We start from the raw sequence: 12415 nt of genomic DNA, 5'->3' as shown, positions 1-12415 counted from the left end.
GTCATACACGCCTCTCTCGACTTGCCCTCCTCGAATAAGGGTACAAAGATCTTCGTTAAAGTAGGTGCCCGGTCCCGACCGGGGCGGCGAGCGAGACGCGGGGGAGGAGTAGTGATGAGCCAGTCTGACGACGACTCCACACGTTCCCGGGTCCTCGACCTCATCGTCGAGAAGGGTCCGGTGTCAGCCGCGCAGCTCGCCAAGGTGCTGGGCCTGACCCCCGCAGCCGTGCGGCGCCACCTCACCGTGCTCGAGGAGCGCGACGAGATCCAGGTTCACAGTCCCTCGGGCACCGGCAAGCGGGGCAGGGGCCGCCCGGCACGCTACTACGTCGCCACCGCCGCCGCCCGCTCGACCTACGCCGACGGATACGCCGAGCTGGCCGGGCGTGCCCTGGCCTACCTCTCCCAGGTGGCCGGGGAGCGCGCCGTCGACTCCTTCGCGGCATCGCGCGGGCGGGACCTCGAGCGGCGGTACATGCCCGTGGTCGAGGCCGCGGGCAAGGACCCCTCCGACCGCGCCCGTGCCCTGGCTGACGCCCTGACGATGGACGGCTACGCCGCGACCGTGCGCGACGTCGGGGACGGCACCTACGCTGTCCAGCTGTGCCAGGGCCACTGCCCGGTGCGCGACGTCGCCGGCCAGTTCACCGAGCTGTGCGATGCCGAGACCCAGGCGTTCTCCCGGCTCCTGGGCGTGCCCGTGCAGCGTCTGGCCACCCTGGCCGGGGGCGAGCACGTGTGCACCACCCACGTCCCTATCGCCATGCCCGCCCTGCGCAAGCGCGCAGCGCGGGCCGCAGCCCACACGCGGGGCCGTACGCCCCAGCGACCGGAAGGAACCCGATGACTTCACCAGCCACCGACACCGTGCGCAGCGACGACGAGATCATCGACTCGATCCCGACGACCTACGGATTCGGCTGGCACGACTCCGACGAGGCCGGGGCCAACGCCAAGCGGGGTCTCGACGAGCAGGTCGTGCGGGAGATCTCAGCGATCAAGGGCGAGCCGGAGTGGATGCTCGCCAAGCGGCTCAAGGCCTACGACATCTTCGAGCGCAAGCCCATGCCCACCTGGGGAGTGGACCTGTCGAGCCTCGACATGGACGCCGTCAAGTACTACGTGCGCTCCACCGACCGCCCCGCCACCTCCTGGGACGACCTGCCCGAGGACATCCGGACCACCTACGACCGCATCGGCATCCCCGAGGCCGAGCGCGAGCGCCTTGTCGCGGGCGTGGCGGCCCAGTACGAGTCCGAGGTCGTCTACCACCAGATCCGTGAGGACCTGGAGGAGCAGGGTGTCATCTTCGTCGACACCGACACCGCGGTGCGCCAGTACCCCGAGCTCGTCCAGGAGTACTTCGGCACGGTCGTGCCCGCGGGGGACAACAAGTTCGCCGCGCTCAACACCGCCGTGTGGTCGGGCGGCTCCTTCATCTACGTGCCCAAGGGGGTCCACGTCGAGATCCCGCTGCAGGCCTACTTCCGGATCAACACCGAGAACATGGGCCAGTTCGAGCGCACCCTCATCATCGCCGACGAGGACTCCTACGTCCACTACGTCGAGGGGTGCACGGCCCCGATCTACTCCACCGACTCCCTCCACTCGGCCATCGTGGAGATCATCGTCAAGAAGAACGCACGCGTGCGGTACACGACGATCCAGAACTGGTCGAACAACGTGTACAACCTCGTCACCCAGCGCGCCACCTGCGCCGAGGGCGCCACGATGGAGTGGATCGACGGCAACATCGGCTCCAAGCGCAACATGAAGTACCCGGCGGTCTACCTCATGGGGCCCCACGCCCGCGGGGAGGCCCTGTCCATCGCCTTCGCGGGGGAGGGGCAGCACCAGGACACCGGCGCCAAGATGGTCCACATGGCGCCGCGCACCTCAAGCCACATCGTCTCGAAGTCCATCGCCCGCGACGGCGGCCGCTCGGCGTACCGGGGCCTGGTCCAGGTCATGCGCAACGCGCGCCACTCCAAGTCCAACGTCCTGTGCGACGCCCTGCTCGTCGACGAGATCTCCCGCTCGGACACCTACCCGTACGTCGACGTGCGCACCGACGACGTCGAGATGGGCCACGAGGCCACCGTCTCGAAGGTGAGTGCCGACCAGCTGTTCTACCTCATGCAGCGTGGTCTGAGCGAGACCGAGGCGATGGCCACGATCGTGCGCGGCTTCGTCGAGCCCATCGCCCGCGAGCTGCCCATGGAGTACGCCCTGGAGCTCAACCGCCTCATCGAGCTGCAGATGGAGAACTCGGTGGGCTGAGCCAGCCGCCCCGCCCACCGACCCGACGACGCCGGGACCTCCCGGCACAGGAGCACCCCTATGCCTGACCTGTCCACCGACCACTCGCGAGCGAGGCTGGAGGCAGACCACTCCCACGGCGCCGCGCCGAGGTACGTCTCCTCCCGGGCCGAGCGCCCCACGTCCTTCGATCCCGCCGACATCCCGGTGCCGCGCGGGCGCGAGGAGGAGTGGCGCTTCACCCCCGTGCGCCGCTTCGCCCCCCTGTTCGACCTCGAGGCCGTGTCCGCCGGCACGGGGGCCGGCGCCCTGAGCGTCTCGGTCGACGCCCCGGCGGGCGTCGAGGTCGAGACGGTCGATCGTGACGGCCCCCGCGTCGGGGCCGTCGGCGCTCCGGTGGACCGCACCGGCGTCGTGGCCTGGGCTGCGGTCCAGCGGGCGACCGTCGTCACCGTGCCCGCCGGCACCCGCACCGAGCGCGCCGTCCGGGTCGGTGTGCTCGGTGGCGGGCAGGACGAGGGCCCTGTCGCCCAGCACCTCGTCATCCTCGCCGGTCAGGGGTCGGTGGGCACGGTCGTCATCGACCACACCGGCGACGCCGCGCTGACCCAGACCGTCGAGATCTCGGTGGCCCCCGGTGCCGAGCTGACCGTCGTGTCGATCCAGGGCTGGGACGACGAGGCGGTCCACGCCGCCAACCACCGTGCGGAGGTGGCCGCCGGTGGGGCGCTCAAGCACGTCGTCGTCTCCCTGGGCGGGGACGTGCGCATCTGCCCCGACCTCGGCTTCTCCGGTGAGGGAGGGCGCGTCGACGCCTACGGGGTGTACTTCACCGACGCCGGCCAGCACCAGGAGCACCGCCCCTACGTCGCCCACACCGAGCCGCGCTGCTACTCGCGGGTCACCTACAAGGGTGCCCTCCAGGGGGAGCGCGCCCACGCGGTGTGGGTGGGCGACTGCCTCATCGACTCCGGCGCCCGGGGCACGGACACCTACGAGCTCAACCGCAACCTCGTGCTCACCGAGGGCGCCAAGGCCGACTCGGTGCCCAACCTCGAGATCAAGAACGGCGACATCGAGGGTGCCGGGCACGCCAGCGCCACCGGGCGCTTCGACGACGAGCAGCTGTTCTACCTGCGCTCCCGGGGGATCCCCGAGGCCGAGGCCCGTCGTCTCGTCGTCCTGGGCTTCTTCAACGAGATCATCGCCGAGATCGACGTCCCCGAGGTCGAGGAGCGGCTCATGTCCGCGATCGAGGCCGAGCTCGAGGTCGCCGGCCTCCTCCGACCCGGCTCCGCCCCGGACCCCGCCTGACCCGGTGCGCGCGGGCGCCCCACGGGCACCGACCCGCGCCTCCGGAACTGACCGCCGCCACCACCTGCCACACCGTCACCGCCGGCACCTCCCGCCGGACCCTCGCTGAAAGAGCATCGATGAGCACGCTGAGCATCACCAACCTCCACGTCCAGGTCGCCACGAACGACGGCCCCAAGCCGATCCTCAAGGGCGTCGACCTCACGGTCGGCTCCGGGCAGGTCCACGCCATCATGGGCCCCAACGGATCAGGCAAGTCCACGCTGGCCTACGCGATCGCCGGGCACCCTGACTACGAGATCACCGACGGCCAGGTCCTGCTCGACGGCGTCGACCTGCTCGAGCTGAGCGTCGACGAGCGCGCCCGGGCCGGTCTCTTCCTGGCCATGCAGTACCCGGTGGAGGTCCCCGGGGTGAGCGTCGCCAGCTTCCTGCGCACCGCCAAGACCGCCCTGGACGGCCAAGCCCCCAAGGTCCGCCAGTGGGTCGGTCAGGTCGACGAGGCGATGCAGCGCCTGCGCATGGACCCCTCCTTCGCCCAGAGGGACGTCAACACCGGCTTCTCCGGCGGGGAGAAGAAGCGCTTCGAGATCCTCCAGATGGAGCTGCTGCGCCCGCGCTTCGCCGTGCTCGACGAGACCGACTCCGGGCTCGACGTCGACGCCCTGCGCATCGTCTCCGAGGGAGTCAACCGCCTCCACGAGGAGTCCGACGCCGGCTTCGTCGTCATCACCCACTACACGCGCATCCTGCGCTACATCACCCCCGACTTCGTCCACGTCCTCGTCGACGGCCGCGTCGCCGAGGAGGGCGGGCCCGACCTGGCCGAGCGCCTCGAGAACGAGGGCTACGACCGGTTCCTGGCCTGAGTGCGCGCTCGGCCGCTCCCACGCGTCCGACGAGCCCACGAACCACACCCGTCCAGGGAGGCACACCGATGACCGCACCGCTCCCCGCCCACCCGGCACAGCCTCTGGCCCCCGCAGAGGTCGACGCGCTGCGCGCCGCCTTCCCCTACCTCGAGCGACCCGCTCGCCACGGCGGAGCGCTGGCCTACCTCGACTGGGCGGCCACCTCCCAGAAGCCCGAGGCGGTCATCGCCCGCGAGGCCGAGTTCTACCGCGGCTCCAACGGAGCCGCTGGACGCTCGACCTACCAGCTCGCCGACGAGGCCACCGCCGCGTGGCAGGACGCCCGCGCCGCGGTGGCGGGCTTCGTCGGGGCGCGCCCCGACCAGCTCGTCTTCACCAAGAACGCCACCGAGGCCCTCAACCTCCTGGCCCTGTCGATCGGGCACGCCAGCCTCGGACGCCCCGCCGACCGGGGCACGGGGGAGCAGGGGGCCAGCAGCCGGCTGCGCCTGGCCCCCGGGGACGAGGTCGTCGTCTCCCGCGCCGAGCACCACGCCAACCTCGTGCCCTGGCAGGAGCTGTGCGCCCGCACCGGCGCCCGCCTGCGCTGGCTCGACCTCACGCCCGAGGGCCGTATCGACCCCGCCACCACCGGGGTCATCACCGAGCGCTGCCGGGTGGTCGCCCTCACCCACGCCTCGAACGTGACCGGTGCGGTCACCCCCCTCGAGCAGGTGCTGCCGGCGGCCAGAGCCGCCGGGGCCCTCGTCGTGCTCGACACCTGCCAGTCCGCCGCGCACCTACCCCTCGACTTCACTGCGCTGCACGCAGCAGGAGTCGACGCCGTCGTCCTGTCGAGCCACAAGATGCTCGGCCCCACCGGCGTCGGGGCGCTCGTGGCCCACGAGGACCTCCTGGCCGCCATGCCTCCGGTCCTCGCCGGCGGGTCCATGATCGAGGTCGTCACCATGGAGTCCTCGACCTACATGGCAGGGCCCTCCCGCTTCGAGGCGGGCAGCCAGCCCCTGGCCCAGGCCGCCGGCTGGCAGGTCGCCGTCGAGCTCCTCGCAGGCATCGGGATGGACCGCCTCCACGCCTCCGAGCAGGCCCTGACCGCCCACCTGCTGGCCGGGATGGAGCAGGTGAGCGGCCTGCGCGTCCTGGGCCCGCTCGACCTCCACGACCGGCTCGGCGTCGTGTCCTTCACCGTCGAGGGCGTCCACCCCCACGACGTCGGCCAGTACCTCGACTCGGTGGGCGTGGCGGTACGCACCGGCCACCACTGCGCCCAGCCGGTCCACGCCCACTTCGGGACGCCGTCCTCCTCTCGCGTATCCTTCGGACCGACCACGACCCTGGAGGAGATCGACCGCTTCCTGACCGCCGTGGCCGACGTCCGCGCCTACTTCCGGAGATGAGCATGAACGAGCTCGACCAGCTCTACCAGCAGGTGATCCTCGACCACTCCCGCGAGCGGCACGGCGCCGGCGCCCTCGACACCCCCGACGGAGTGTCGCACCAGGTCAACCCCACCTGCGGAGACGAGGTGACCCTCGGGGTGCGGGTCGTCGGTGACCGGCTGGAGGCAGTGGGCTGGGAGGGCCAGGGCTGCTCGATCTCCCAGGCCTCGATCTCGGTCATGCACGACCTCGTCGACGGGGCGGACCTGGAGACGGTGGCGCGTCTGGAGGAGGACTTCCACCTCCTCATGCACTCCCGGGGCAGGGGCGTCGAGGACGACGTCCTCGACGAGCTCCAGGACGCCGCCGCCTTCGAGGGCGTCTCGAAGTACCCCAACCGAGTCAAGTGCGCGCTCCTGGGCTGGATGGCCCTCAAGGACGCCCTGGCCAAGTCGGGGCGGGCGCTGCCGGCGGTCGAGCGCCCCTGACCCGGCACCGACCGAGAGCCAACCCGCCCCCGACCGCCGCCCCACACCCGCTGACCAAGGAGGAGCCATGAGCACCAACCCCGAGGACCTCGACAACCCGATGGCGGCGCGCCACGCCGTGCCGCAGCCGGCGGAGCTCGACGCCGCCGCCGTCGAGGAGGCCCTGCGCGACGTCATCGACCCCGAGCTGGGCATCAACGTCGTCGACCTCGGCCTGCTCTACGGCGTGTCCATCGAGCCCGACGGCACCACCGTGCTCGACATGACCCTCACCACCGCCGCCTGCCCGCTCACCGACGTCATCGAGGAGCAGGCCCAGCAGGCCCTGGCCCACCTGACCGACGCGGTGCGCATCCAGTGGGTCTGGCTTCCGCCGTGGGGGCCGGACAAGATCACCCCCCAGGGCCGCGAGCAGCTCCGGGCACTGGGCTTCAACGTCTGAGGCCCCGGCGCCGGGGTGACGGCGGGTAGCCCTCCCCGTCGTCATGGTTTCTCCGCAGTGAGCGGCATCGCTATCGTTGGGTCATGCGCTCGCGAGGCATCTGGTCGGTCACATACAGGATCGAGGGTGCCCCCTGCGACCGGCTCGACGACCCCTCGACGATCACGGCCCTTCTCAAGGACACGGCCGACCTTGCCCGGCTGACCGTGGTCGCCGCCGTCGAGCACCGTTTCGCTCCCCAGGGGGTCAGCGCCGTCCTGGTCCTGTCCGAGTCCCACGTGGCGATCCACTCCTGGCCCGAGACCGGCACCGCGTACCTCACCTTGACCAGCTGCCGCCGGATCGAGGTGGGAGTCGTCGACGCCATCGGGTCCTGTGCAGCGCGCCTCCTGGGCGCCCGGGCGGTCACCCACGCGGCGGTGGAGCTGTGAGCAGCACGCGAGCCCGGCTCACGGTCGGTGAGGTGGTCCAGGGCCGGGAGCGGTCCCTGCGCGTCGAAGGCTGCCTGCTCTTCCTGCTGTGGGATGACGAGGACCGTAAGTTCTACACCTGGGAGGAGTGGCAGCTGTCAGGAACGCACCACGGCGACACGTGGGTCGAGGTCGATCACGACGATGGTGCCGTCTTCCTCTACGAGCCCATGCACTTCGCGGAGCTCCTCGATCCGCGCACCGTCGTCGTCGGGCAGCACTACACGCTCGTCAGCGGAGGCATCGTGTACGACGCCCGGGTGACTGAGGTCGGTCGGGGCACTCTCGACCGGATCCTGGGCAGGACGACATGCCGTCTGAAACGGGGTCAGCAGTTGGACTACGCCGATTTCGTGCTCACCGACGCCGCCGGCAGGAGGACCGCTGTCACGATCGACCGCCTCGGCAGGAGGGGACTCTTGTCCTACCGCAAGCAGCGCCTCAAGTCGGCTGCCCAGAGGCGCATGTTCGGCAAGGTGATCTCCCCGCCCGGTGTGCCGCGTGCCGTCGTGCTGAGTGCGCTGGGCCTGGTCACCGTCGTGGTGGCGGGCGCCATGCCCCGGGGGTGTGACCAGGAGCGGCGCTGCGAGGAGGGCGAGGAGGACTGCGCCGGGACGACCCGCCCGGTGTACGGCGGTGGCGGCGGCGGAGTAGGCAAGTAGCGAACTGACGACGAGGAGGAAGAAGGATGAGGACGATGAGGACGATCACGGCTGTGGCGCAGGAGACGGTCGGCGGCTCGGGGCTGGACTGGCAGACCCTGCTGGCCACCGTCGTCTACGCGGTCCTGGGGGTGGCGCTGCTCATGCTCTTCGCCTGGGTGGTCAACACCGTGTTCCGGCTGGACCTGCGCCGCGAGCTCATCGAGGACCAGAACACGGGCCTGGGTGTGGCCTTCGCCGGGACCGCGGTGGCGATCGCCCTCATCATCGCGGCCACGGTCGTCGGCTGATCGTGCACGCACCAGCGGTCATTGCTCTCCTGTGCGACGACCAGGCCCCCGGGGCGCGGTGAAGGGCTCCGTGATGTCCCGTGGCGCCGGGCGGCAGCGTGAGGCCGCCGCCCTGTTCGCCGCGGCGCTCCTGGCCGCGGTCGGTGGGCTGATCTACGAGCTGATCCTGGGCACGGCAGCCTCCTACCTCATCGGCGACTCGGTCCTCAGCTTCAGCCTGGCCACCGGCATCACCCTGTTCGGCATGGGCGTGGGATCGCTCGCGGCTGCCCGCGTGCGCGGCAACGCGGCGGTCGTCTTCGCCGTCAACGAGATCCTGCTCGGCCTGGTGGGAGGCAACTCGGTGCTCGTCCTCTACGCCGCCTTCGGTCTGACCGACCTGCACTGGTGGGTGTTCACGGGAGCCAGCCTCGCCATCGGCGTGCTCATCGGCCTGGAGATCCCCCTGCTGGTCAAGACCTTCCAGAGCTTCGGGCGGCGCTCCTCGGTCGAGCTGCTCAGCAGGATCCTCGCACTGGACTACTTCGGGGCACTGGTAGCCTCCCTCGTCTTCCCGCTCGTGCTCCTTCCTCAGCTGGGGCTCATGCGCGGGGCCTATCTCGTGGGGGCGCTCAACGTCCTGGTGGCCATGGTGGTGCTGTTCCAGGTCGACGCCCCGCGCAAGGTCCTGTACGGGGGAGTGGCGGCGGCACTGCTCCTGCTGGCCCTGTTCGTCGGGGCCAGCCACCTGGAGCGGAGCATCGACTCTCGGACCTACAGCGACCCGGTGGTCTACTACGAGCAGACCGAGTACCAGAAGATCGTCCTGACCAGCTACGGCGAGGACATGCGCCTCTACCTCAACGGGCAGCTGCAGTTCTCCAGCCTCGACGAGGCCCGCTACCACGAGACGATCTCGGCAGCCGCGATGACCTCGGTGCGGGCCCCGGCCCGGGTGCTCATCCTGGGTGGCGGGGACGGGCTGGCCGCTCGTGAGGTCCTGCGCTACCCGGGGGTGGAGCATGTCACCGTGGTCGACATCGACCCGCGCATGACCGAGCTGGCGCGGACCAACCCGCACCTGCGCCGGCACAACGACGACTCCCTGTCCGACCAGCGGGTCGAGGTGGTCAACGCAGACGCCTTCAGCTTCACCGCTGACCATGACCCGGGGCTCTACGACGTCGTCCTGGTCGACCTGGTCGACCCCTCCAACGAACGGCTGGCCAAGCTCTACTCCGTGGAGTTCTACCGTCAGATCGACGCCCTCCTGGCTCCCGACGGCGTCATGGTCACCCAGGCGACCTCCTCCTACTTCACTCCGAACGCCTTCTCGATGGTGGCGTCCACTGTCGCCGCGGGGCAGCCCGACCGGCAGATCCACCCCTTCAGCGTCAACGTCCCGTCCTTCGGGGAGTGGGGCTTCGTGCTGGCCACCTCCAGCCCCGACGCGCTCCTGGCCGGCCACCTTCCCGATGGCCTGAGGTACCAGAGCGCCGAGCTCCTGCGCTTCATCGTGCTCGACCACCCGGCCCCGACGACGCCCAGTGAGCCCTCTACCCTCCTCAACCCCAGGATCGTGCGCACCTACAACGAGGACATGTCCCAGTGGAGGTACTACTGACCGTGTGCGCCACGGAGGCGGTCTGCGGGCGCACGGGCCTCCACGCCGTCGACCCACAGGTCGCGACGGCCGATCCCGACTCCGCCGAGCACGACGCCGAGCAGGCCGCAGCCGGCCAGCCACAGGCTCGAGCGCTCACCCGCCTGCGCCAGCGGAGCAGCGTCGAGCAGGACCTGCGGCAGGTCGAGGACGCCGCCGAGCTGGGCGATGCCAAGGCTGATGAGCACAGGTGCCCAGGCCGCTGCCCGGCCACGCGGCCACGTCCCGCACAGCAGGGTCGTCACCCCGGCCGCGGCCAGGGCGGCGGGCAGCTGCCCGCCGACGAGCCGGACGGCGTCGGCCCAGCTCGTGCCCAGGACCCTCACTCCGGCCCACCCGGCTGTCATGGTCGAGACCGCCAGCGTCACTCCCGCGGCGAGAACACCGACGCCCCACCACGAGACGAGGATGCGGGCGCTGCCCGTGCCGGTGGCGCGCTGGGCCTCCAGCCGGCCGGCGCGCTCGTCGGCGACCGGGCGCCCGCACAGGGCCACGGCCTGGGAGGCCGCCAGGCACCCGACCAGCGTCCCGATGTACCTGAGGAAGGAGGTGCCGGGGTCCTCCCCGCTCAGCAGCGATCCCAGGGACCCTCCCTCGAGGCCGCCCTGGCGCGCCGTCGTGACCACGTCCTGGCCCATGGTCGTCAGCACCGCGCTGGCCGCCGCCGTCCCGGCGGCCCAGGCCAGGGCCTGGTACCGGCACAGGCGCACCGCCAGGGTCAGGGGGCCGCGCACCCTGAGCGGGCGCGGGGTGCGCCGAGGAGGGCGCACCAGTCCTGCACCCAGGTCCCGTGCCGCCGCTGCCGAGCCCGCCGCCACGAGGAGCGCCGCCAGGGCCAGGGCGGCCACGGCCAGCGGAGCCAGGTCGTTGAGACCGCCGGGATCGACCTCACCGCGCAGCGAGAAGGGGAAGCAGGCCCCTGCCCAGCCCCAGCCCTCGGCGCACGCGGCTCCGTGCCAGGCGAAGAGCAGGGCCATGAGGACCAGGCAGGCGCCACGTGCCGCCGTGGCGTCGGCCAGGAGCTGGCAGACGAGCAGGGTGCCGGCTGCCGCCAGCGCACAGGTCAGTGCCACCGCGGCGCCGTAGGCGAGCGCGTCGGCGGTGCCGGCCCGCGCCAGGGTGAGCAGGCCTGCACCGGCGCCCGCTCCCAGCCCGAGGCACTGCACTCCCAGGACCAGGGCGGAGCCCGCCAGCTGCGTGACGGCCCCGGCCCCCACCGCCCGGAGCGTCTCGGCTCGGCCCGCCTCCTCCGCGGCGCGCGAGGCGGCCACGGCGCGCAGGACGATGACGACGCCCAGGACGAGGCAGGTCAGCGCCCCGAGCTCCCACACCGTGAGCTGCACGACGTCGGCGCCCTCGGGCAGGGTGCCGTACAGGAAGGTCGAGGTCGTGTTGAGACGCGCGGAGGCCACGGCACGGGCCAGGTCCGCCGCAGTGGCGTAGGTGCTCCCGTAGCTCGGCGCCAGGACCGCGGTCAGGAGGCCGACCGCCACCGGCAGGGCCGTCAACCAGGTCCGTTGCTCGCCCAGGCCGATGCGGGCCACGCGCCCGACCGTGGCGAGAGCCGCTGCCGGCCTCGCGGCCTCGGGCGCTGAGGACGGTGCTGACGGCGGAGCGGGGGACCTCGGTGAGGTGCTCTTCGTGCTCATCGTGCCGTGGCCTCGTAGTGCCGCAGGAACAGGTCCTCCAAGGAGGCGGGTACACAGGTGATCTCTGACGCCCGCGCCCCCAGCAGCACGCGCAGGACCTCGGGGACCCACCGGGCCGGGACCGAGACCTCCGTGGCGCCGTCGGCCCGCTCCACGGGTGCGTCGACCTCCTCCGGCAGGGTGAGCCCGACGCCGTCAGGGAGCCGGAAGGTCAGGTGCGAGGCCCGCAGGTGGCGCAGCTCGGTCAGCAGGCCGGACTCGACGGTCCTGCCGTCCTTGATGATGGTGACGGTCCGGCACAGGCGGTCCACCTCGGCCAGGACGTGGCTGGACAGCAGGACGGTGCGCCCGTCCTCGGCGACGCGGCGCACGGCGCCCATGAAGACCTCCTCCTGGAGGGGGTCCAGGCCCGAGGTGGGCTCGTCCAGGACGAGCAGGTCGCAGGGTGCGGCCAGGGCGGCCACCAGCGCGACCTTCTGCCGGTTGCCCTTGGAGTAGGTGCGTACCGGCTTGGACGTGTCCAGGCGGAAGGCCTCGATGAGCTCTGCCTCGCGGCGCCGGTCGCGCGCGCCCCTCAGGGCGGCCAGGGCGTCGAGGGTCTGGCCGCCGGTCAGGTGGGGCCACAGGGCGACGTCGCCGGGGACGTAGGCGGTGCGCCTCGTCACGGCGCCGGCTCCGTCGGCCGGGTCGTGGCCAAGGACGCGGACCGTGCCGCCGTCGCGGTGGTACATGCCCAGCAGGACCCGGATCGTGGTGGACTTGCCCGCTCCGTTGGGGCCGAGGAATCCGTGGACCTCACCTGCCTCGACCCTCAGGCTCAGCCCGTCCACGGCGCGCAGGCGGCCGAAGGTCTTGACCAGGTCGTCGACCTCGACGGCGGGTCCCTCGTGTCCTCTCATGCCCCCAGGCTCGGGTGTGACGTCGCGTCGCACTCAACTCCGCAGAG

13 protein-coding genes are annotated in these 12415 nt (G+C 71.7%); 11 read left to right on the top strand and 2 right to left on the bottom strand.

What is annotated here, in order from left to right:
- Window positions 1-114 precede the first annotated feature (114 nt).
- The 11 genes from EL245_RS03170 (at window position 115) to EL245_RS03120 (ending at window position 9781) form a co-directional block, all read left to right on the top strand.
- Window positions 115-849: a helix-turn-helix transcriptional regulator gene (locus tag EL245_RS03170; protein ID WP_126381831.1), complete on the top strand. Its 735-nt coding sequence runs from the start codon at window positions 115-117 to the stop codon at window positions 847-849.
- Window positions 846-2282, top strand: a complete 1437-nt coding sequence (gene sufB, locus EL245_RS03165) for a Fe-S cluster assembly protein SufB (protein WP_126381830.1) — start codon at window positions 846-848, stop codon at window positions 2280-2282. The genes EL245_RS03170 and sufB overlap by 4 nt, the downstream gene beginning before the upstream one ends.
- Before the next feature lie 60 nt (window positions 2283-2342).
- Entirely contained in the window at window positions 2343-3575 is a 1233-nt protein-coding gene (gene sufD / locus EL245_RS03160) for a Fe-S cluster assembly protein SufD (RefSeq protein WP_126381829.1), read from the top strand.
- 119 nt (window positions 3576-3694) lie between these two features.
- A complete protein-coding gene (gene sufC / locus EL245_RS03155) occupies window positions 3695-4444 on the top strand; it encodes a Fe-S cluster assembly ATPase SufC (protein WP_126381828.1) in 750 nt (249 codons plus the stop codon).
- Between the two features lie 68 nt (window positions 4445-4512).
- The gene (locus EL245_RS03150; protein ID WP_126381827.1) at window positions 4513-5844 is read left to right on the top strand and encodes an aminotransferase class V-fold PLP-dependent enzyme; all 1332 of its coding nucleotides are present in this window, start codon (window positions 4513-4515) and stop codon (window positions 5842-5844) included.
- A gap of 2 nt (window positions 5845-5846) precedes the next feature.
- The gene (gene sufU, locus EL245_RS03145) at window positions 5847-6314 is read left to right on the top strand and encodes a Fe-S cluster assembly sulfur transfer protein SufU (RefSeq protein ID WP_126381826.1); all 468 of its coding nucleotides are present in this window, start codon (window positions 5847-5849) and stop codon (window positions 6312-6314) included.
- Window positions 6315-6381: 67 nt separating this feature from the next.
- The gene (locus EL245_RS03140) at window positions 6382-6756 is read left to right on the top strand and encodes a metal-sulfur cluster assembly factor (RefSeq protein ID WP_126381825.1); all 375 of its coding nucleotides are present in this window, start codon (window positions 6382-6384) and stop codon (window positions 6754-6756) included.
- A gap of 83 nt (window positions 6757-6839) precedes the next feature.
- Complete coding sequence (locus EL245_RS03135; RefSeq protein WP_126381824.1) at window positions 6840-7187, top strand: S-adenosylmethionine decarboxylase family protein; 348 nt, start codon at window positions 6840-6842, stop codon at window positions 7185-7187.
- Window positions 7184-7888, top strand: coding sequence for a DUF4178 domain-containing protein (locus EL245_RS03130; protein ID WP_161512794.1), 705 nt, complete (start codon window positions 7184-7186; stop codon window positions 7886-7888). The genes EL245_RS03135 and EL245_RS03130 overlap by 4 nt, the downstream gene beginning before the upstream one ends.
- Window positions 7889-7923: 35 nt before the next feature.
- Complete coding sequence (locus tag EL245_RS03125) at window positions 7924-8178, top strand: DUF350 domain-containing protein (protein WP_126381823.1); 255 nt, start codon at window positions 7924-7926, stop codon at window positions 8176-8178.
- Between the two features lie 73 nt (window positions 8179-8251).
- Window positions 8252-9781, top strand: coding sequence for a polyamine aminopropyltransferase (locus EL245_RS03120; protein ID WP_126381822.1), 1530 nt, complete (start codon window positions 8252-8254; stop codon window positions 9779-9781).
- On the opposite strand, the gene EL245_RS03115 is transcribed toward EL245_RS03120, so the two are convergent.
- Both EL245_RS03115 and EL245_RS03110 read right to left on the bottom strand, forming a co-directional pair.
- Complete coding sequence (locus tag EL245_RS03115; protein WP_126381821.1) at window positions 9775-11469, bottom strand: hypothetical protein; 1695 nt, start codon at window positions 11467-11469, stop codon at window positions 9775-9777. The genes EL245_RS03120 and EL245_RS03115 overlap by 7 nt on opposite strands.
- Window positions 11466-12368, bottom strand: a complete 903-nt coding sequence (locus EL245_RS03110; RefSeq protein ID WP_126381820.1) for an ABC transporter ATP-binding protein — start codon at window positions 12366-12368, stop codon at window positions 11466-11468. The genes EL245_RS03115 and EL245_RS03110 overlap by 4 nt, the downstream gene beginning before the upstream one ends.
- Between the last annotated feature and the right edge of the window lie 47 nt (window positions 12369-12415).

The sequence above is a fragment of the Actinomyces howellii genome (assembly GCF_900637165.1).
Classification (GTDB): Bacteria; Actinomycetota; Actinomycetes; order Actinomycetales; family Actinomycetaceae; genus Actinomyces; species Actinomyces howellii.
This window is presented reverse-complemented; position numbering and strand designations above follow the sequence as displayed.

What these genes read in the sequence shown, in the direction of transcription:
- EL245_RS03135 (WP_126381824.1), top strand. Translation starts at nt 6,840, where the DNA reads ATGCGCTCGCGAGGCATCTGGTCGGTCACATACAGGATCGAGGGTGCC.
- sufC (WP_126381828.1), top strand. Translation starts at nt 3,695, where the DNA reads ATGAGCACGCTGAGCATCACCAACCTCCACGTCCAGGTCGCCACGAAC.
- EL245_RS03170 (WP_126381831.1), top strand. Translation starts at nt 115, where the DNA reads ATGAGCCAGTCTGACGACGACTCCACACGTTCCCGGGTCCTCGACCTC.
- sufU (WP_126381826.1), top strand. Translation starts at nt 5,847, where the DNA reads ATGAACGAGCTCGACCAGCTCTACCAGCAGGTGATCCTCGACCACTCC.
- EL245_RS03140 (WP_126381825.1), top strand. Translation starts at nt 6,382, where the DNA reads ATGAGCACCAACCCCGAGGACCTCGACAACCCGATGGCGGCGCGCCAC.
- EL245_RS03125 (WP_126381823.1), top strand. Translation starts at nt 7,924, where the DNA reads ATGAGGACGATCACGGCTGTGGCGCAGGAGACGGTCGGCGGCTCGGGG.
- sufB (WP_126381830.1), top strand. Translation starts at nt 846, where the DNA reads ATGACTTCACCAGCCACCGACACCGTGCGCAGCGACGACGAGATCATC.
- sufD (WP_126381829.1), top strand. Translation starts at nt 2,343, where the DNA reads ATGCCTGACCTGTCCACCGACCACTCGCGAGCGAGGCTGGAGGCAGAC.
- EL245_RS03110 (WP_126381820.1), bottom strand. Translation starts at nt 12,368, where the DNA reads ATGAGAGGACACGAGGGACCCGCCGTCGAGGTCGACGACCTGGTCAAG.
- EL245_RS03150 (WP_126381827.1), top strand. Translation starts at nt 4,513, where the DNA reads ATGACCGCACCGCTCCCCGCCCACCCGGCACAGCCTCTGGCCCCCGCA.
- EL245_RS03120 (WP_126381822.1), top strand. Translation starts at nt 8,252, where the DNA reads ATGTCCCGTGGCGCCGGGCGGCAGCGTGAGGCCGCCGCCCTGTTCGCC.
- EL245_RS03115 (WP_126381821.1), bottom strand. Translation starts at nt 11,469, where the DNA reads ATGAGCACGAAGAGCACCTCACCGAGGTCCCCCGCTCCGCCGTCAGCA.